The 19,856-nt window shown below is 73.5% G+C and carries 18 protein-coding genes; 12 read left to right on the top strand and 6 right to left on the bottom strand.

What is annotated here, in order from left to right:
• Together EV284_RS26460 and EV284_RS26465 are read right to left on the bottom strand one after the other, a co-directional pair.
• Positions 1–540 carry a SigE family RNA polymerase sigma factor gene (locus EV284_RS26460; RefSeq protein ID WP_030811200.1) on the bottom strand — a complete coding sequence of 180 codons (540 nt, stop codon included), beginning with the start codon at positions 538–540 and terminating at the stop codon, positions 1–3.
• Positions 541–811: 271 nt separating this feature from the next.
• On the bottom strand, positions 812–1,687 hold the full coding sequence (locus EV284_RS26465) for an A/G-specific adenine glycosylase (RefSeq protein WP_130338369.1): 876 nt from the start codon (positions 1,685–1,687) through the stop codon (positions 812–814).
• A gap of 181 nt (positions 1,688–1,868) precedes the next feature.
• On the opposite strand from EV284_RS26465, the gene EV284_RS26470 reads away from it, so the two are divergent.
• Positions 1,869–2,705: a hypothetical protein gene (locus EV284_RS26470; protein WP_207229137.1), complete on the top strand. Its 837-nt coding sequence runs from the start codon at positions 1,869–1,871 to the stop codon at positions 2,703–2,705.
• 101 nt (positions 2,706–2,806) lie between these two features.
• On the opposite strand, the gene disA is transcribed toward EV284_RS26470, so the two are convergent.
• Both disA and radA read right to left on the bottom strand, forming a co-directional pair.
• Positions 2,807–3,931: a DNA integrity scanning diadenylate cyclase DisA gene (gene disA / locus EV284_RS26475; RefSeq protein ID WP_086694090.1), complete on the bottom strand. Its 1,125-nt coding sequence runs from the start codon at positions 3,929–3,931 to the stop codon at positions 2,807–2,809.
• Between the two features lie 80 nt (positions 3,932–4,011).
• A complete protein-coding gene (gene radA, locus EV284_RS26480; protein WP_086694091.1) occupies positions 4,012–5,421 on the bottom strand; it encodes a DNA repair protein RadA in 1,410 nt (469 codons plus the stop codon).
• Positions 5,422–5,663: 242 nt separating this feature from the next.
• On the opposite strand from radA, the gene EV284_RS26485 reads away from it, so the two are divergent.
• Positions 5,664–7,376 (top strand): sigma-70 family RNA polymerase sigma factor, encoded by a 1,713-nt coding sequence (locus EV284_RS26485; protein ID WP_130338371.1) that lies wholly within the window; start codon positions 5,664–5,666, stop codon positions 7,374–7,376.
• A gap of 77 nt (positions 7,377–7,453) precedes the next feature.
• Here EV284_RS26485 and EV284_RS26490 read toward each other — a convergent pair whose 3' ends face one another.
• A complete protein-coding gene (locus EV284_RS26490; RefSeq protein WP_130338373.1) occupies positions 7,454–8,278 on the bottom strand; it encodes a hypothetical protein in 825 nt (274 codons plus the stop codon).
• 71 nt (positions 8,279–8,349) lie between these two features.
• On the opposite strand from EV284_RS26490, the gene EV284_RS26495 reads away from it, so the two are divergent.
• From EV284_RS26495 to ilvD, 4 genes are all read left to right on the top strand, one after another.
• Complete coding sequence (locus tag EV284_RS26495) at positions 8,350–9,282, top strand: Ppx/GppA phosphatase family protein (RefSeq protein WP_130338375.1); 933 nt, start codon at positions 8,350–8,352, stop codon at positions 9,280–9,282.
• 85 nt (positions 9,283–9,367) lie between these two features.
• Positions 9,368–10,180, top strand: a complete 813-nt coding sequence (locus EV284_RS26500) for a sugar phosphate isomerase/epimerase (protein WP_130338377.1) — start codon at positions 9,368–9,370, stop codon at positions 10,178–10,180.
• Positions 10,177–10,782, top strand: coding sequence for a TetR family transcriptional regulator (locus EV284_RS26505; RefSeq protein WP_130338379.1), 606 nt, complete (start codon positions 10,177–10,179; stop codon positions 10,780–10,782). The genes EV284_RS26500 and EV284_RS26505 overlap by 4 nt, the downstream gene beginning before the upstream one ends.
• A gap of 175 nt (positions 10,783–10,957) precedes the next feature.
• Entirely contained in the window at positions 10,958–12,811 is a 1,854-nt protein-coding gene (gene ilvD, locus EV284_RS26510) for a dihydroxy-acid dehydratase (protein ID WP_130338381.1), read from the top strand.
• A 37-nt stretch (positions 12,812–12,848) separates the two neighbouring features.
• Here ilvD and EV284_RS26515 read toward each other — a convergent pair whose 3' ends face one another.
• Positions 12,849–15,008 (bottom strand): serine/threonine-protein kinase, encoded by a 2,160-nt coding sequence (locus EV284_RS26515; RefSeq protein WP_130338383.1) that lies wholly within the window; start codon positions 15,006–15,008, stop codon positions 12,849–12,851.
• Between the two features lie 205 nt (positions 15,009–15,213).
• On the opposite strand from EV284_RS26515, the gene EV284_RS26520 reads away from it, so the two are divergent.
• The 6 genes from EV284_RS26520 (at position 15,214) to proC (ending at position 19,519) form a co-directional block, all read left to right on the top strand.
• A complete protein-coding gene (locus EV284_RS26520; RefSeq protein WP_130338385.1) occupies positions 15,214–15,525 on the top strand; it encodes an SH3 domain-containing protein in 312 nt (103 codons plus the stop codon).
• Positions 15,526–15,570: 45 nt separating this feature from the next.
• Positions 15,571–16,083, top strand: a complete 513-nt coding sequence (locus tag EV284_RS26525; RefSeq protein WP_130338387.1) for an EamA/RhaT family transporter — start codon at positions 15,571–15,573, stop codon at positions 16,081–16,083.
• A gap of 75 nt (positions 16,084–16,158) precedes the next feature.
• Positions 16,159–16,956: a class I SAM-dependent methyltransferase gene (locus tag EV284_RS26530; RefSeq protein ID WP_242625828.1), complete on the top strand. Its 798-nt coding sequence runs from the start codon at positions 16,159–16,161 to the stop codon at positions 16,954–16,956.
• Positions 16,957–17,084: 128 nt separating this feature from the next.
• Positions 17,085–17,873, top strand: coding sequence for an ABC transporter ATP-binding protein (locus tag EV284_RS26535; RefSeq protein ID WP_130338391.1), 789 nt, complete (start codon positions 17,085–17,087; stop codon positions 17,871–17,873).
• Entirely contained in the window at positions 17,870–18,643 is a 774-nt protein-coding gene (locus EV284_RS26540) for an ABC transporter permease (protein ID WP_130338393.1), read from the top strand. The genes EV284_RS26535 and EV284_RS26540 overlap by 4 nt, the downstream gene beginning before the upstream one ends.
• Positions 18,644–18,706: 63 nt before the next feature.
• Positions 18,707–19,519 carry a pyrroline-5-carboxylate reductase gene (gene proC / locus EV284_RS26545; protein ID WP_130338395.1) on the top strand — a complete coding sequence of 271 codons (813 nt, stop codon included), beginning with the start codon at positions 18,707–18,709 and terminating at the stop codon, positions 19,517–19,519.
• Positions 19,520–19,856: the final 337 nt, after the last annotated feature.

The following is a 19,856-nucleotide window of genomic DNA, read 5'->3' on the forward strand; positions in this document are numbered from 1 at the left end:
TCAGGCCGCGCAACGCTCCCGCTCCTCACGCTCCAGCGCGCGTGCATCCAGATCGCGGGCCTCCAGCTCCTCGCGGAGCCGGGCGAGCGCCCGGTGCAGCGTGCTCTTGACCGTGCCCGCGGACATACCGAGGGCCGCGGCCGTCTCTTCCGTGGACATCTGCTCCCAGTGTCGCAGCACCACGACACTGCGCTGCTTGGGAGCCAGCACCTTCAGGATGTCCATCAGCAGGGCGCGGTCGGCGTGCTGCTCGGTGGAGTCCGCGACCGGGCCCTCGGGGAGCTGCTCGGTCGGCACCTCCTCCAGCTTGCGCGCCCGCCACCACTCCGTACGGGTGTTGATCATGACGCGGCGCAGATAGGCGTCGGCCAGCCGCTTGTCGGCGATGCCGTCCCAGCGCCCGTAGGTGCGGGCCAGCGCGGTCTGGAGCAGGTCCTGCGCGTCCACCGGGTCCGGCACCAGGCGGCGGGCACTGCGCAGCAGCGCGTCCTGCCGGGTCCGTACGTACTCCTCGAACTCGAGCACCTCGCCCTGCGCCATGACCCGACCACCTTCCGTGTTCCCCGTCGCCCCGGTCCACGCCGGGGCCTTCTTCCGCAGGCCCGGTGGTCCGCCGGGCACGGAACGAAGCTACGGAGCGGTTGTCACGGCGTTGTCCGAGGAAGCCCGCGACCGGCACTCGGCTGTCCGTCGGTTGTGTAACAGCCGTGAGCCGGGGGTAAGGAAGGCGCCCACTATGTCCCGTTGCGGGGTACCTTGTCGGGCCGGCCGGGGTGTGACGGGCGGCCCATGGCTGTGACCTTCCTGTGGGTCAGCCGACCGGCAGCCGGTACATGCCGCCGGGGAGCGGCTCCACCAGACCGTCCGTGACGAGGCCGTCGAGCGCGCGGGCCCGCTGCACCGGCTCGTGCCACACCCGGTCCAGCGCCGTCTGCGGCACCGGCACGTGCGCGTCCCGCAGCACCGCGAGCAGCTTCCCGCGCACCTGGCGGTCGGTGCCCGCGTACGTCTGCCCGCGCCGGGGCGGACCCTCGTGCTCCGGCTTGCCCGCGAGCCGCCAGGCGCACTGCGCGGCGATCGGGCAGCGGTGGCACTCCTCGTTCTTCGCCGTGCACACCAGCGCGCCCAGCTCCATGGAGGCGGCCGCCCAGCGCGCGGCCGTGCCGTCCTCGTCGGGCAGCAGCTCACGGGCGAGCCGGCGCTCGGCGGCCGTGGTGGCGTTCGGCGGGTAGCGCACCCCGGTCACCGCACGGGCGAAGACCCGGCGCACGTTGGTGTCCAGCACCGGGTGCCGCTGCCCGTAGGCGAAGGAGGCCACGGCGGCGGCCGTGTACTCCCCGATACCGGGCAGCGCCAGCAGCTGGGCGTGGTCTGCGGGTACGTCCCCGCCGTGCCGCTCCGTTATGGCGACGGCCGCGCCGTGCAGCCGGAGCGCGCGGCGCGGGTAGCCGAGCCGGCCCCAGGCGCGCACCGCCTCGCCCGGCGGCTCCTTGGCCAGGTCGGCCGGGCGGGGCCAGCGGGCGAGCCACTGCTCGTAGACCGGCAGCACCCGGCTGACCGGGGTCTGCTGGAGCATGAACTCACTGACCATCACGCCCCACGGCCCCGCCTCCGGGCGGCGCCAGGGGAGGTCGCGGGCATGGGAGTCGAACCAGTCGATCACGGGGGCGTGAAGCTTCTCAGTCATGGCGTTCCGATCCTGCCACGCCGCACGCGGACCGTGGGGGTCACCGCCCGCGCACGGAGCGTCGCGCTCGGCACAAGATGCCCCTGCGTGAGGGAAGTTACCGGGATGATGATCCGGAAAAGTTGATGAGAGGGCGGCGGGGGACGCGAGTCGTGGGCATGATCTCTCGTACAGTTTCCGCGTGGGATCTCTGCGCAATCCGGTCGGGCCGCTTCCCTCCTCCATCTACTGGCGACGGAGGGTCGTCATCGTGTCCGTGGTCGCCCTGTTGGCGCTCGTGGTCACCTGGATCGTCGTGTCCGGCGGCGGGGGAGGCAAGAACGGTGCCAACGGCCCCGACGGCAAGAACCCCGCGTCCACGATCACGCCGGGTCCCACGTCCTCCGGTCCCGCGATCAGCCAACACCCCGGCGGGCGCGACGAGTCGGGCGGCGGCGGCTCGGACGACGGCGGGTCGGGCTCCGGCTCGGGCGACGGATCGGCAGACGGCTCCGGCTCGGGCGGCGGCTCCGGTGACGGCGACTCCGGCTCCGGTACGGGCGGTTCGGGCTCGGCGTCCGGCACGGGCGGCGGCGGTGTCGGCGCGGGCGACGCGCTGGCCGCGTCCTCCCCGCTCCCGGTGTGCGCCCCCGGCAAGGTCACGGTGAGCCTGCGCAGCAAGCACAACTCCTTCTCGCCCGACGAGACCCCCACCTTCGAACTCACCGTCCGCAACGGCTCGTCCGGCGACTGCAAGGTGGACCTCGGCCCCGAGCACACGGTCCTGGCGATCACCCCGGCCGACGGCGACGACCCCTACTGGGCCTCCGACGACTGCCCCGAGGGCGCCAAGAGCCTGATGTTCCGGGTCCCGGCCGACGAGAGCATCACCTACACGGTGAAGTGGGACCGCCACCCGAGCGCCGCCAAGTGCGCCACCCCGCCCGCGGGCAAGGCCAAGCCGGGTACCTACCTCCTGGAGGCGAAGGCACCGGGCTTCACGAAGTCCCAGACGTCCTTCGTCCTGTCGGCCGACTAGGACAGGCCCTGGAGGCACCGGTGCTTTGCGGAGGGCGTAAGGGGTCGTGCCTTTAGAAGCGGGGAACTGCGCGACAGCCACGGCGGACCCGCACCCGAGAACTAGACGTACCGCTCCAGGATGGAGGACTCCGCCAGCCGCGAAAGCCCCTCCCGCACACTACGAGCCCGAGCTTCTCCGACCCCGTCGACAGCCTGCAGATCGTCCACGCTCGCGGCGAGCAGCTTCTGCAAGCCGCCGAAGTGCTCCACCAGCCGGTCGATGATCGCGCCCGGCAGCCGGGGAACCTTCGCCAGCAACCGGAACCCGCGGGGCGAGACCGCCGAGTCCAGCGACTCGGGAGACGCGGTGTACCCCAGCCCCCGCGCCACCGTGCCCAGTTCGAGCAGCTCGGCATGGCTCAGCCTGTCCAGCTCGAACAGCGCCTCCTCCACCGTGCGCGACCGCTTCGCCGTCGGCTCGGGGACGTAGTCCCGGACGACCAGCTCACGGTCGGGCTCGACCCCGGCGATCAGCTCCTCCAGCTGGAGCGCCAGCAGGCGGCCGTCCGTGCCCAGCTCGACCACGTACTCCGCGATCTCGGTGGCGATGCGCCGGACCATCTCCAGCCGCTGCGCGACCGCGGAGACGTCCCGGACCGTCACCAGGTCCTCGATCTCCAGCGCGGACAGCGTGCCCGCGACCTCGTCGAGGCGGAGCTTGTACCGCTCCAGCGTGGCCAGCGCCTGGTTGGCGCGGGAGAGGATCGCCGCCGAGTCCTCCAGGACCCGGCGCTGCCCGTCGACGTACAGCGCGATCAGCCGCATCGACTGGGACACCGAGACCACGGGGAAGCCGACCTGCTTGGAGACGCGGTCGGCGGTGCGGTGCCGGGTGCCGGTCTCCTCGGTGGGGATCGTGGGGTCCGGGAGGAGCTGCACGCCGGCGCGCAGGATCTTCGACAGGTCCGAGGAGAGGACGATGCCGCCGTCCAGCTTGCACAGCTCGCGCAGCCGGGTCGCGGTGAACTCCACGTCCAGCACGAAACCGCCGGTGCACATCGCCTCGACCGTCTTGTCCCAGCCCAGCAGGATCAGGCCGCCGGTGTTGCCGCGCAGGACCCGCTCCAGACCGTCGCGCAGGGCCGTGCCCGGGGCAACGGCGCTCAGCGAGGCGCGCATCAGGCCATCGGCACCGGCACTCCCACCGGACTTTCCGGGAGCTGCTGCCCGGTCGTTGGCTGCCACTGCACTCCTCCGGTCGCAGGTTCTGACGCGCTTCCGTCACGGCACGCGTTTCGCACGGACGGGCGAGACCTGCGCAAAGTCTACCGGCGGTCCTCCGCCTCCCGCGGGGCCTCTCGGCGACGGGAGCGGGGCAGCACCCGCAGCGCGTCCCCCATGTCGGCCACCTCCACGACCTTCATCCCGGCCGGTACCTTGCCCGGATCGCCCGGTACGAGCGCGTGCGTGAAGCCCAGCCGGGCCGCCTCGGCGAGCCTGCGCTGCACGCCTGTGACGCGTCTGACCTCACCCGCGAGACCCACCTCACCGATGGCGACCAGGTTCTTCGGCAGCGGGGTGTCGCTGGCCGCCGAGGCGAGCGCCAGCGCGATGGCCAGGTCGGCGGCGGGCTCGGACAGCTTCACCCCGCCGACGGTCGCGGAGTAGATGTCCCGCTTGCCGAGCGCGCTGATCCGGCCGCGCTGCTCCAGCACCGCCAGCATCATCGAGACGCGGGAGGTCTCCAGGCCGGAGGTGGTGCGGCGGGGGGAGGGGATCTGGGAGTCGACGGTGAGAGCCTGCACCTCGGCCACCAGCGGGCGGCGCCCCTCCAGGGTCACGGTCAGACAGGTGCCGGGCACCGGCTCGGCGCGCCGGGTGAGGAAGAGGCCGCTGGGGTCGGCGAGGCCGGTGATGCCCTCGTCGTGCAGCTCGAAGCAGCCGACCTCGTCCGTCGCCCCGTACCGGTTCTTCACGCCGCGGACCAGGCGGAGGCGGGCGTGCCGGTCGCCCTCGAAGCTCAGGACGACGTCCACCAGGTGCTCCAGCAGGCGGGGGCCCGCGATGGCGCCGTCCTTGGTGACGTGGCCCACCAGCAGGGTGGACATGCCGCGCTCCTTGGAGGCGCGGATCAGGGCGCCGGCGACCTCGCGGACCTGGGCCATGCCGCCGGGGGCGCCGTCGATCTCGGGGGAGGCGACCGTCTGCACCGAGTCGAGGATCAGCAGGGAGGGCTTGACCGCGTCCAAGTGGCCGAGCACGGCGGCCAGATCGGTCTCGGCGGCGAGATAGAGGTGGTCGTCCAGGGCCTTGATGCGGTCGGCGCGCATGCGGACCTGGCTCGCGGACTCCTCACCGGTGACGTAGAGGGTCTTGTGCTCCTCGCTCGCCGACTTGGCCGCCACGTCGAGCAGCAGCGTGGACTTGCCGACGCCCGGCTCGCCCGCCAGCAGCACCACCGCGCCGGGCACGAGTCCGCCGCCGAGCACCCGGTCCAGCTCGGGGACGCCGGTGGTGCGGGCGGTGGCCTGGCGGCCGTCGACCTGGCCGATGGGCAGCGCGGAGCTGGTGACGCGGCCCGGCGCCGTCGTACGGACCGCGGGCGCGCCGTACTCCTCGACCGTGCCCCACGCCTGGCACTCGGGGCAGCGGCCGAGCCACTTGGCCGTCTGCCAGCCGCACTCGGTGCAGCGGTAGGACGGACGCTCCTTGGCGGACTTGGTACGGGTGGCCATGCGGAAACCGTAGCCCCCGCCACTGACAGCGCCCGCCGCCCGCCCTTCGACGGCGCGCGAGCGGGGGCGCACGCCGGGGTATCGGGGCGCACACGGAGCGGATGGTTCCGGATGCCGCCCACCGGCCGCGCGCCCGCTCACCGGAGGCCGGTGTCCCCTTATGAGGGATCGTTTCACCCGTACGGATTAAAAGTGCTCAAGGTGCAAGAAGGGGCACTCCGTCGACGCCTACGGTCGCACGGGTGATGAGCAGCACTCCGGAGACCACGACCCGCACCACCGGCGCACACCGGGCGCAACGGGCGCATCGGGAGGCGCGCGACCGATCCGCGGCGCGGAACATCGCCCAGCGGGCGTCGTCGCGCCACGAGGCGTATCTGGACGGGCTGTTCACCTACTGCCTGTCGGTGCTGTGCGACCACGACGCGGCCACCGCCGCCCTGAGCGAGGTCCTCGTCATCGCCGACCGGCGCGGCCGCCGCGACCCCCAGACCCCCGGCGACCGCCGGGCCTGGCTCTACGCCCTGGCCCGCTGGGCCTGTCTGCGCGGCCTCGCCGAGGCCCGCCGCAGACGCCAGGCCACCCACGCCGCCGGCCGCGCGGTCCCCGCCGCCCCGGCGCCCGAACCCGCGCCGCCCGCCGAGGTGCTGGAGCTGCGCCGCCGCGAACTCGCCCTGCTGGCCTGGCCGGAGGCGGCCGGGACCACGCCCGAGCAGCGCGAGGCGCTGGAGCTGGCCGTCCGGCACAAGCTCACCGCCCCCGAGGTCGCCGCCGTACTCGGCCTGGAGCCCGCCGCCGCCCGTGAACTGCTGGCCTCCGCCGCCTGCGAGGTCGAACGCACCCGCGCCGCCCTCGCCGTGGTGGAGACCGGGGGCTGCCCGAGTGTGGCCCACCTCACCGGCGACAGCCAGTTGATGCTGAGCGCGGCCCTGCGCCGCGAGCTGGTCCGGCACGTCGACGACTGCCCGCGCTGCCGCCGCACCGCGGAGCGCGCCGTCCCCGGCCGCTGGCCCGGCGCCGCGATCACCCCCGCCGAGCTGCCCGTGCTCCCGGCGCCCCGCGCCGCCCTGCACTCCGCGCTCGCGCACCCGCCGCGCGCCCGGTCCGCCGCCGCGCCGCGGTTCGACCGGCGCGGCTTCCCGATGGACCCCAAGGACCGCGCGGCCCGCCGCGACAAGCTCCGTGCGCGTGCCGTCACCACGACCGTCGTCGCCACCGTGGTCGCCGCCCCCGTGCTCGCCCTGTGGGCCGCCTACCGGGGAGCCCCCACGCTCGGCGGCGACGACAGCCCCGGCGCCGCGCGCGAGGCGGACGGCCCCGGCGTGCTCGGCGGAGACCCGGCGGGCGGCTACCAGAACGCGGGCAACGCCAGCGTGAAGCCCGGCACCCGGCCCACCGGGAAGGGCGAGTCGGACGTCTCCGTGGAGGTCGTCAGCGTCAACGGCGCCGGGGACCGGGGCGCCGGGCGGCTCGCGGTCGCCGCCGCCCACCACGGCGACACCACGCTGATCACCCTCAGCGCCTCCGGTGACACCCCGGTGCGCTGGTCCGCGTCCACCTCCGCCCCCTGGCTCTACCTCAGCCGGTCCGCCGGCACCCTCGACCCCGGCGACTCGGTCACGGTCAAGGTGTACGTCGACCACCTGCGCGAGCCGTCGGGCCACTGGCGGGCCCGCGTGGCCGTCGCCCCGGCCGGCGCGGTCGTCACCATCGACGGCCACGGCCCGGTGCCCACGCCCCCGCACCCGCAGCCCGGCTCCCCGAGCCCGGACCCGACGCCGCCGACGAGCCCGCCCTCGTCGCCCTCTTCCGACCCGCCCAGCCAGTCCCCGCCGCCGTCCAGCACCCCGCCGAGCCCGGACCCCGACCCGTCCGACCCGTCCCCGTCCGGCCCGCCGGAGTCGTCCCCGCCGCCGAGCGACGCCGAGGACACCCCGAGTCCGGCCGACAGCTAGGGCCTTCTGTCCGGATCAGGCCGGCCCGGGCCGCCGGCGCGTACGGGGCGACCCCGGCAAGATCCTGAAGAAGGGCTCTAGGCGGGGTCCGCCGGGTGGGGGGCCACCAGCGGCAGCTGGGACGCCAGCCGCTGTTCGCACAGCTCGACCAGGCGGTCGTAGCCCGCCTTGCCCATCAGCTCGGTCAGCTCCGCCCGGTAGGAGACGTAGACCGGGTCGCCCGCGCCGTGCGCGGAGGTGGCCGAGGTGCACCACCAGTGCAGGTCGTGACCGCCGGGACCCCAGCCGCGGCGGTCGTACTCGCCGATGGAGACCTGGAGGACGCGGGTGTCATCGGGGCGGTCGATCCAGTCGTAGGTGCGGCGGATCGGCAGCTGCCAGCACACGTCCGGCTTGGTCTCCAGCGGTTCCCGGCCCTCCTTGAGCGCCAGGATGTGCAGCGAGCAGCCCGCGCCGCCCGCGAAGCCGGGCCGGTTCTGGAAGATGCAGGAGCCCTCGAAGGGGCGTGTCTGCCGCGAGCCCTCCTCGTCCTCCGAGACCCAGCCGCCCGCCAGCCCCTCCTCACGGTGCTGCCAGATCTCCGGGGTGAGCCGGGCCACGTGCTCGGCGACCCGCTTCTCGTCGTCCTCGTCGGAGAAGTGCGCGCCCAGCGTGCAGCAGCCGTCGGCCGCGCGGCCCGCCTGGATGCCCTGGCAGCCCTGACCGAAGATGCAGGTCCAGCGGGAGGTGAGCCAGGTCAGGTCGCAGCGGAAGACCTGCTCGTCGTCGGCGGGGTCCGGGAACTCCACCCACGCGCGCGCGAAGTCGAGGCCCTTCTCGTCGCCCTTGAGGGCCTTGTCGGCTTTGCGTGACCTGGTCGGCTTGTCGGTCTTGTCGACCTTTGCCTTTTTCGTCTTTGGCACCCGTCCAGGGTAAGTCGCCTCAGGGCCGTACGGGCACCGCGGAGGGGGCTTCTGGCAGTAGCGTTTCGTCCATGAGACTCGGTGTCCTGGACGTGGGCTCGAACACGGTGCATCTGCTGGTGGTGGACGCCCACCCCGGCGCCCGCCCGCTGCCCGCCCACTCCCACAAGGCCGACCTGCGGCTCGCCCAACTCCTCGACGAGGACGGCGCGATCGGCGACGCGGGCATCGAGCGCCTCGTCGCCGTCGTCCGGGACGCCCTCCAGGCCGCCGAGGACAAGGGCGTCGAGGACCTCCTGCCGTTCGCCACCTCCGCCGTGCGCGAGGCCCGCAACGCCGACGAGGTCCTCGCGCGCGTCGCCGACGAGACCGGCGTCCGCCTCCAGGTGCTCAGCGGCGCCGAGGAGGCCCGGCTCACCTTCCTCGCCGTCCGCCGCTGGTTCGGCTGGTCCGCGGGCAAGCTGCTCGTCCTCGACATCGGCGGCGGCTCGCTGGAGATCGCCTACGGCATCGACGAGGAGCCCGACGCGGCCGCCTCCCTGCCGCTCGGCGCCGGGCGCCTCACCGCGGGCTGGCTGCGCCAGGACCCGCCGACGACGGACGAGGTGCGCGCGCTGCGCCGCCACGCGCGCGCGGAGATCGCCCGTACCGTCGGCGAGTTCAGCCGGTTCGGCGCCCCGGACCATGTCGTCGCCACCTCCAAGACCTTCAAGCAGCTCGCCCGGATAGCGGGGGCCGCGCGGGACGCCGACGGCCTCTACGTCCAGCGCGAGCTGAAGCGGGAGTCGCTGGAGGCGTGGGTGCCCCGGCTCGCCGCGATGTCCGCGGCCCAGCGCGCCGAGCTGCCCGGCGTCTCCGAGGGGCGGGCCGGGCAGATCCTCGCCGGCGCGCTGGTCGCCGAGGGCGCCATGGACCTGTTCGGCGTGGAGAGCCTGGAGATCTGCCCGTGGGCGCTGCGCGAGGGCGTGATCCTGCGGCGCCTGGACCACATGGGCCCGGTGTGAGCCGTACGCGGGCCCGCGATGGCGAAGCTCACACCGGCCCGGGGACACCCCTCGTCCCCGGTACCCCACCCCGTAAGGTGTGTCCGTGGCTGAACCAAGGGACGTAAAGGTCGCCCTGTCGACGGCCTCGGTCTACCCGGAGTCGACGGCGACGGCCTTCGAGATCGCCGCGCGCCTCGGCTACGACGGCGTCGAGGTCATGGTGTGGACCGACCCCGTCAGCCAGGACATCGACGCGCTGCGCCGCCTCTCCGACGACCACGGCGTGCCGATCCTCGCCGTGCACGCGCCCTGCCTGCTGATCACCCAGCGGGTCTGGTCCACGGACCCCTGGACCAAGCTGCGCCGCGCGCGGTCGGCCGCCGAGAAGCTGGGCGCCTCCACCGTCGTCGTCCACCCGCCCTTCCGCTGGCAGCGGCAGTACGCCCGCGAGTTCGTCGACGGCATCTGGCGCATGGCCGACGAGACCGACGTGCGGTTCGCCGTGGAGAACATGTACCCCTGGCGCTACCGCGACCGCGAACTGCTCGCCTACGCCCCCGAGTGGGACGTCACCAAGGACGACTACCGGCACTTCACGATCGACCTCAGCCACACCGCGACCGCCCGCACCGACGCCCTCGGGATGATCGACCGCATGGGCGACCGGCTCGGCCACGTCCACCTCGCCGACGGCCGGGGCTCCGCCAAGGACGAGCACCTGGTGCCCGGCCGCGGCACCCAGCCGTGTGCCGAGCTGCTGGACCGCCTCACCCGCACCGGCTTCGACGGCCATGTCGTCATCGAGGTCAACACCCGCCGGGCCATGTCCAGCGCCGAACGCGAGGCCGACCTCGCCGAGGCCCTCGCCTTCACCCGCCGCCACCTCGCGGCCGGCGCGCGGGTGCCCCGGCCGTGAGCGAGCCCACCGCGCGGCGCCGGGGCCGGCCCCCGCGCGCCGAGTCCGGCGACACCCGCGACCGCATCCTCGGCGCCGCCCGCGAGGAGTTCTCCGAACGCGGCTACGAGAAGACCTCCGTACGCGGCATCGCCAAGGCCGCCGGGGTCGACTCCGCGCTGGTCCACCACTACTTCGGCACCAAGGAGCAGGTCTTCGAGGCCGCCGTCTCGGTCGCCTTCGCGCCCGCCCTGGCGGCGCCGGACGCCATCGCCGAGGGCCCGCTGGACGCCGTGGGGGAGCGGCTGACCCGGTTCGTGCTGGGCCTGTGGGAGAACCCCGCCACCCGTACGCCGCTGCTGGCCATCATCCGCTCCGCCGTCAACAACGACACCGCGGCCGCCGTCTTCCGCCGCCTGATCTCCGCCCAGCTGCTCCGGCGCGTCGCCGGGCGCCTGGACGCGCCGGACGCCGAGCTGCGGGTCGAGCTGGCCGCCGCGCAGCTGGTCGGTACGGCCATGCTGCGATACGTGATCAAGGTGGAGCCGCTGGCCTCGGCCGACCTGGAGCGGATCGTGGCCCGGCTGGCACCGGTGGTGCAGGGGCATCTCACGGGGGAGTGAGGGGGGCGCGGGGCAGAGCGGTGCGGGAGGGCGACGCGGGGCGCGGCGCAGCTCGGCCGCCAAGACATCCGTCCCGCATTCCGGACACCTCGTCCCGCCACGTGGATGACCGGCGTACGCTCGGCATCAGTCAGAAGTCTCTCTGACCCGACTTCTCACGAAGGAGCGAGCGACGATGCCCGAGCTGAGGTCCCGCACAGTCACCCACGGCCGCAACATGGCGGGCGCCCGCGCCCTTATGCGTGCCTCGGGTGTACCCGGTGCGGACATCGGCCGCAAGCCCGTCATCGCGGTCGCCAACTCCTTCACCGAGTTCGTCCCGGGCCACACCCACCTCCAGCCGGTCGGCCGCATCGTCAGCGAGGCGATCACGGCCGCGGGTGGCATCCCGCGCGAGTTCAACACCATCGCCGTGGACGACGGCATCGCCATGGGCCATGGCGGCATGCTCTACTCCCTGCCCTCCCGCGACCTGATCGCGGACTCGGTGGAGTACATGGTGGAGGCCCACTGTGCCGACGCCCTGGTCTGCATCTCCAACTGCGACAAGATCACGCCGGGCATGCTGATGGCCGCGCTGCGGCTGAACATCCCGACCGTGTTCGTCTCCGGCGGGCCCATGGAGTCCGGCCGCGCCACCCTGGTCGACGGCACCGTGCGCACGCTGGACCTGGTCGACGCGATCTCCGACGCGGTCAACGACAAGATCTCCGACGAGGACATCCTCCGCATCGAGGAGAACGCCTGCCCGACCTGCGGCAGCTGTTCCGGCATGTTCACCGCCAACTCGATGAACTGCCTCACCGAGGCCATCGGCCTCTCCCTGCCCGGCAACGGCTCGGTCCTCGCCACCCACACCGCCCGCCGCGCCCTCTACGAGGACGCCGCCCGCACGGTCATGGACATCACCCGCCGGTACTACGAGCAGGACGACGAGACCGTCCTGCCCCGCTCCATCGCCACCTTCGCGGCCTTCGAGAACGCGATGGCGCTGGACATCGCCATGGGCGGCTCCACCAACACGATCCTGCACCTGCTGGCCGCCGCCCAGGAGGCGGGCGTCCCCTTCGGCCTCCCGGAGATCGACGCCGTCTCCCGCCGCGTCCCGTGCCTGGCCAAGGTCGCGCCCAACGTGGCGAAGAACCGCACGTACTACATGGAGGACGTGCACCGCGCCGGCGGCATCCCCGCCCTCCTCGGCGAACTGCACCGCGCGGGGCTCCTCAACGAGGACGTGACCTCCGTCCACAGCCCGTCGCTGGCCGACTGGCTGAAGACCTGGGACGTGCGCGGCGGCTCCCCGTCCGCCGAGGCCGTCGAGCTGTGGCACGCGGCCCCCGGCTGCGTCCGCTCCGCCGAGGCCTTCTCCCAGTCCGAGCGCTGGGACTCCCTGGACGACGACGCCGAGGGCGGCTGCATCCGCTCCGCCGAGCACGCCTACTCCAAGGACGGCGGCCTCGCCGTCCTCAAGGGCAACCTCGCCGTCGACGGCTGCGTGGTGAAGACCGCGGGCGTCGACGAGTCGGTGTGGACCTTCGAGGGACCCGCCGTGGTCTGCGAGTCCCAGGAGGAGGCCGTCCAGCGCATCCTGACCCAGGAGGTCAAGGACGGCGACGTGGTCGTCATCCGCTACGAGGGCCCCAAGGGCGGCCCCGGCATGCAGGAGATGCTCTACCCGACCTCGTACCTCAAGGGCCGTGGCCTCGGGAAGACCTGCGCCCTGATCACCGACGGCCGCTTCTCCGGCGGCACCTCGGGCCTCTCCATCGGCCACGCCTCGCCCGAGGCGGCCTCCGGCGGCACCATCGCCTTGGTCCAGGACGGCGACCGCATCCGCATCGACATCCCGGGCCGCACCATCGACCTCCTGGTGGACGACGCCGAACTCGCCCGCCGCGAAGCCGAGTTGAACGGCGTCTACGCCCCCGCCAACCGCACCCGCAAGGTCTCCGCCGCCCTGCGCGCCTACGCGGCCATGGCCACCAGCGCCGACCGGGGCGCCGTCCGCGACGTCTCCCTCCTGGGCTGACCCCCTCGGGCCTTCCGGCGGCCGGTGCGCTCACCGCTCACCAGGCCGCCGGATCCCCCGTGTTCACCGCGAACACCGACCCGTCCGGCGCCCCCGCGTACACATGGCCCGACGCCAGCACCGGCGTCGGCAGCCCCGCCGTCACCCGGTCCGCCCGCGCGCCGAGCCGGGGACGGGTCTGGCCCGCGAGGGTGCCCCGGCGGGCGTCCACCGCGAGCAGCCGCCCGTCGGCAGCCGAGAAGTACACCCGCCGCCCGTCCGTCACCGGCGCCGAACCCCGGCTCACCGTCGTCTCCAGGTGCCACGACGGCTTGCCGGCCGCCATGTCCACCGCGTCCAGCCCCCCGTTGGCCGCGAGCAGGTACACCACCCCGTCCCGCACGGTGGCCTGGGCGTCCGTCCGCGGCCCCAGCAGCGGAATCCGGCGCGTCGAGCCCGACTTCTCCTCGTACCGCACCAGCCCCTTGGTGTCCCCGTACACCGGGTCCTCGTCGAGGAAGTACACGAACCCGCCCTCCGCGCCCACCGGTTCGACCATCCCGGACAGCCGCTCGCTCCAGCGCACGTCACCGGACACCGGGTCGAACGCCGTGACCCGCGTGCTCCGCCCGTCCGCCGAGGTCACCGTCGCGTACCCGTCGCTCCCGGCGCCGAAGGCGTCGATCCGCGGCCGGGTTGCGTCCGGCAACGGCAGCCGCCACTTCTCCTTCCCCGAACCGCTCTCCGCCCCCATGACCAACCCGTCCGCGCGGGTGGTCACCAGCGTGTCCCCGATGTACCGCGTCCCGGTGTCCCCGGTCAGCTCCCGCTCCCCACGCGTAAGCCCCGTGCCCGGATCGAGCGCCGTGAGCCGCCCGCTCTGGTTCCGCAGCCGCAGCGCGCCGCCCGACAGCACCGGCGGATCACTCCACAACGCCCCCGCGAACGCCCGCCGCCACACCACGGACCCCTTCACCGGGTCCAGCGCGAAGACCGCCCCGTCCGCCGTGCACAGCAACCTGCCCGCGCCGAGCACGCACCGGGGCGCACCGGGCACCCCGGCCACCGCTTCGGACCGCCACCCGTCGAACCCGGCCGCCGTCACCGCCGGAGCCGCCCCCTGCCGCACCCCCTGTCCGGCCCCGGCCCACTGCACCGAGGCCACCACCCCGCCGACGGCCAGCACCGCGGCGGTCGCCGCCAGCACCACCCGCCCACGCCACCGGCGCCGCTCGGGCGATGCCGACTCGGGCGGGGCGGACTCGGGCGATGCCGACTCGGTCGATGCCGACTCGGGCGGGAGACCGGGCTCCTCCTTCGACGGGGCTGCCTCATCCCCGTCCGCCACCGCCTCCCGCTGCGCCGGTATGAACGCCTGCGTGTCGTACGACGCCGCCACCGAACGCAGCGCCAGCATCAGCTCGTCCGGAGTCGGCCGGTCCTCCGGCTCCTTCGCCAGACACCGCCGCACCAGAGCTGTGAGCCCCTGCGGCACCCCGGCCAGCTCCGGCTCGTCGTGCACCACCTGATAGGCCACGACATACGGACTGTCCGAGTCGAACGGCCCCCGCCCGGTCGCCGCGTGCACGATCACCGAACCGAGCGCGAACACGTCCGCCGCCGGCCCCACCTCCCGGGGCCGCCGGAACTGCTCCGGCGCCATGAACGGCGGAGTACCGATCAACTTCCCCGTCTCGGTGCGCAGTTCGCTGTCCTTCGGCCGGGAGATCCCGAAGTCGATGACCTTCGGCCCGTCCTCGGCCAGCAGCACGTTCCCCGGCTTGAGATCCCGGTGCACCACACCGACCCGGTGGATGTCCCGCAGCGCCTCGGCGAGCCCGGCCATCAGCCGCCGCACCTGCGCCGGCTCCATCGGACCGTTCCGCTTCACCTCCTGCGACAGCGTCGGCCCGGGGATGAACAGCGTCGCCATCCACGGCCGCGCCGCCTCCGGGTCCGCGTCCACCACCGGCGCGGTGAACGCACCGCTCACCCGCCGCGCGGCCGCCACCTCCTGCCGGAACCGCCCCCTGAACTCGGGGTCCCGCGCGAACTCCGCGTGCACCACCTTCACCGCCACCCGCATCCCGGAGGCGCTGCGGGCCAGATGCACCACGCCCATCCCGCCGGAACCGAGCCGCGACTCCAGCCGGTAGTGGCCGGCGTACTCCGGAAGTTCCGCTTCCGCGCCGGCTCCGGTGCTGTGCCGTGGCGCCATGGACCACCCCCGTGCTCATCGGCCGCGCGCGCGACGAAAGGAGCCTATTCGATTGCCCGTACGACACCGAGGCGGCTTGCTAACCTCCGCCTGCGAGTCGCGGCGCAGCCGTGGCCCGCCCGCCCGTCCGGCACCCGTACGCGATGCCCGGCGAGCGGCGTCACCACCCCGTGGCCGTCACGGGGTGTCACGGGGGAGGTATCTCATGTCCGACGACCACGCGCCCACGATCCTGGCCGAACCGGCGGCGGCCACCGCCACGGCCACCGCGCCCCGCTTCCCGATCGCACCGGGCGCCGCCCTGAACGTCCGCAGCGGCCCCGGCACCGGCTACGGCATCGTCCGCACGCTGCCCGCCGGCTCCACCGTCACCATCTACTGCCAGACGCCCGGCACCACGGTGACCGGCCCGTACGGCACCTCCAAGATCTGGGACAACATCGGCTCCGGCGAGTACGTGTCCGACGCCTATGTGCACACCGGCAGCGACGGCTACGTGACCGGCCGCTGCGGCTGACGCCCCGCCCCGGAGCCCGTCGGACGGCGGAGCCATAATCGACGCGTGAGCGACGAGACCGGCACCGATGCCACCCCGGCGGGCTCCCCGGGCGGCCCCCGCCCCGAACCCCTGCGCTTCTTCGGCACGACCTGGGTGGACCACACCGGCGGTTACGCGGCCCGCCGTGCCGCCGTCGCCCTCGGTGCCCTCGCCGCGGCGGCCCTCTCCTGCCTGATCCTGCGTCTCGCCTACCAGGGCCTCCAGATCGCCGGTACCGGTTCCTTCGTGACCGTCCTGGTCATCGTCATGTTCGCGGTGTGCAGCGCGCTCGCCTTCCGCACCACCTGGGACAACTTCGGGCGCCGCCCCGACCCCGAGCGCCAGGCCCGCCTGCGCGGCCTGCTCGCCGTCGGCTTCGTCGGCACCCTCCTCGCCTGGTCCGCCCGCTCCCTCACCGAGGCGCCTGGCGAGAAACTGCACCGCGCCGAGTACGACACGGCCCGCGCCGAGTACGAGCGCACCCAGTCCCGGCGCACCGGCAACCCCGCGAAGGCCCGCAAGAAGCGCCGCGCCTGACCCCGGCGGCAACGCAGGGGCGACCGGCCCGGGACCACTGTCCCCACCGGCCCCGAGCCGCGCACCATGGGCGGCATGACCGCACCAGAGGCCCCCACCGCCCGCGCCCGCGCCCACTCCTTCAACACGGCCGCCGCGCAGTACGCCGAGAACCGCCCCTCCTATCCGCCCGCGCTCTTCGACACCGTCGAGGAACTCACCGGCCGCCCCCTGACCGGCGCCCGAACCGTGGACGTGGGCGCGGGCACGGGCATCGCCAGCGAGCTGCTGCACCGGCGGGGCGCCGACGTGCTCGCCGTCGAGCCGGGCGCGGGCATGGCCGCCGAGTTCCGCCGCCGGAACCCGCACATCCCGCTGGTCCGGGGCAGCGGCGACGCCCTCCCCGTGGCCGACGCCCACGCCGAGCTCGTCACCTACGCCCAGGCATGGCACTGGACCGACCCGGACCGCTCGGTGCCGGAGGCACTGCGCGTGCTGCGGCCGGGCGGCGCGCTCGCGCTGTGGTGGAACACCGACGCCACGGACGTCGACTGGATCGCCGCGGCCGCCGCGCGCGCCGCCCGCTTCCTCGGTCTGCCCGCGCACACCGAGCAGCGCAAGGCCGCCGACCGGGCCGCCGCCGCCGATCCCAGCGGCCGGCTCGACTTCACCCGGCGCTCGGTCCGCTGGAGCCGTCACGTGCCACTCGACACCCACCTGGCCAACATCGGCAGTCATTCCGCTTTCCTCCTCACCCCCGAGCCCGCCCGCACCGAATTCCTCGAAGCCGAGCGCGCCCACCTGATCAAGGTCTTCCCCGACCGCCTGGTCGAGGAGACGTACGAGGTGGTTCTGCTCGTCGCCACCACCCCGGAACCCCCGACCCGCCCCTGACCAGCCCCGGAGCCGACCCTTACGCGCCCCTGGGCGGAAACGGCCCGACCCTGGCACGGCCGGTTGACAGCACCCCTCGACGACACCCCTTGACGACACCCCGGCTCGGGCACATTATTCATCAGGTGATGAATAATGTGCCCGAGCCGCCCCAGTCGCCGGCACCCGATGCCGTCCGCGCCGCCGGCCTCACCGTCGTACGCGGCACCCGAACCGTCCTGAACGACCTCCGCTTCACCGTCCCCCGAGGACGGATCACCGGCCTGCTCGGCCCCTCCGGCTGCGGCAAGTCCACGCTGATCCGCGCCATCACCGGCACCCAGGCCAAGGTCACCGGCACCCTCGACGTCCTCGGCAGCCCCGCGGGCCACCCCACCCTGCGCAGCCGCATCGGCTACGTCACCCAGGCCCCCTCGGTCTACGACGACCTCACCGTCGAGCAGAACCTCGACTACTTCGCCGCGATCCTCGACCCCGGCCGCGCCGCCGCGGACCGCCGCCGCGAACACGTCACCCGGGCCATCGCCGACGTCGACCTCACCACCCACGCGAGTGCCCTGGCCGGCAACCTCTCCGGCGGCCAGCGCAGCCGCGTCTCCCTCGCCGTCGCCCTTCTCGGCACCCCCGACCTGCTCGTCCTCGACGAACCGACCGTCGGCCTCGACCCCGTACTCCGCCGCGACCTCTGGAACCTCTTCCACGAACTCGCCGACCGTGGCACCACCCTCCTCGTCTCCTCCCACGTCATGGACGAGGCCGAGCGCTGCCACCGCCTCCTCCTCATGCGCGAAGGACACGTCCTCGCCGACGACACCCCCGAGAACCTGCGCACCCGTACCGCCACCGACACCGTGGAGGCCGCCTTCCTGCGCCTCGTCGACGAAGCGGACGACCGCACCAAGGAGCCGACCCGATGAGCACGACGACCCCGGCCGCCCCCACCGCCCCGTTCAGCACCGCCCGCACCACCGCCACCGCGGCCCGCGTCCTGCGCCAGCTTCGCCACGACCCCCGGACCATCGCCCTGATGCTCCTGGTCCCCTGCCTGATGCTGGTCCTGCTGCGCTACGTCTTCGACGCCAGCCCGCGCACCTTCGACAGCATCGGCGCCTCACTGCTCGGCATCTTCCCGCTGATCACGATGTTCCTGGTGACCTCCATCGCCACCCTGCGCGAACGCACCTCGGGTACCCTGGAACGCCTCCTCGCGATGCCCCTCGGCAAGGCCGACCTCATCGCCGGCTACGCGCTCGCCTTCGGCGCCGTGGCCGTCGTCCAGTCCGCCCTCGCCACCGGCCTCGCCGTCTGGCTCCTCGGCCTGGACGTCACCGGCTCACCCTGGCTTCTCCTGCTGGTCGCCCTCCTGGACGCCCTGCTCGGCACCGCCCTCGGGCTCTTCGTCTCGGCCTTCGCCGCGTCGGAGTTCCAGGCGGTCCAGTTCATGCCGGCGGTCATCTTTCCCCAGCTCCTCCTGTGCGGCCTCTTCACGCCCCGCGCGGACATGCACCCCCTCCTGGAGGCCGTCTCCGACGTACTGCCCATGTCCTACGCGGTCGACGGCATGAACGAGGTCCTCCACCACACCGAGCTGACCTCTGTCTTCCTACGGGACGTACTGATCGTCGCCGGATGCGCCCTCCTGGTCCTCGCCCTCGGCGCGGCCACCCTGCGCCGCCGCACCGACTGAGGCCGCGTCCGCCCACCGGACGAACGCCCCACTCGCCATATCGCCGGTGCGAGGATGAACCGCATGAGCCAGAAAGTCGCAGTCCTCGGCACCGGCAAGATCGGCGAAGCCCTGCTCAGCGGGATGATCCGGGGCGGCTGGGCGCCCGCCGACCTCCTGGTCACCGCCCGCCGCCCGGAGCGAGCCGAGGAACTCCGTGCCCGCCACGGAGTCACCCCGGTCAGCAACACGGAGGCCGCCAAGGGGGCCGACACCCTGATCCTCACGGTCAAGCCGCAAGACATGGGCGCCCTCCTGGACGAACTCGCCCCCCATGTCCCCGCCGACCGTCTGATCATCAGCGGCGCCGCGGGCATCCCCACCTCGTTCTTCGAGGAGCGGCTCGCCGAAGGCACCCCGGTCGTCCGGGTCATGACGAACACGCCGGCCCTGGTGGACGAGGCCATGTCCGTCATCTCGCCGGGCAGCCACGCGACCGAGGAGCACGTCGCGACCGCCGAGGAGATCTTCGGCGCCGTGGGCCAGACCCTCCGTGTTCCCGAAGGCCAGCAGGACGCCTGCACCGCGCTCTCCGGTTCGGGCCCGGCGTACTTCTTCTATCTGGTCGAGGCCATGACGGACGCCGGCATCCTGCTCGGCCTGCCCCGCGACAAGGCCCATGAACTGATCGTGCAGTCCGCGATCGGCGCCGCCACGATGCTCCGCGACAGCGGCGAGCACCCGGTCAAGCTCCGCGAGAACGTCACCTCGCCGGCCGGTACGACCATCAACGCCATCCGCGAGCTGGAGAACCACGGGGTACGGGCCGCCCTGATCGCGGCCCTCGAGGCGGCCCGCGACCGCAGCCGCGAGCTGGCCTCCGGCAAGAAGGACTGACTCCGGCAAGATCTGTGGGGAGGGGGGGTTGACACCCCCTCCCCGGATGCGTAATGTACTCCGAGCTGTCCGACGTGAGCGCCGACTCCGGTCGGTCCCCGGACAGCCATCTCGCAAGGCCCACTTCTCATCGACACTTGCTGTCGCATGCTCGTGTGCGCATTTGCGAAATGAGGAATCCGCGTTCGAAAGGACGCGGCCCTCGATTAGCTCGGGAGCCGGGAATCCGCTAAAGTCTCACTCGTCGGAACGGCCCAGCGGGCCGGGAAGACAACCCCCTCTGACTGGGAATCAGACGCCGAAAGGATCTGATAGAGTCGGAACCGCCGGAAAGGGA

Origin of the sequence: Streptomyces sp. BK022, assembly GCF_004217355.1 — a bacterium.
GTDB classification, from domain to species: domain Bacteria; phylum Actinomycetota; class Actinomycetes; order Streptomycetales; family Streptomycetaceae; genus Streptomyces; species Streptomyces griseoluteus.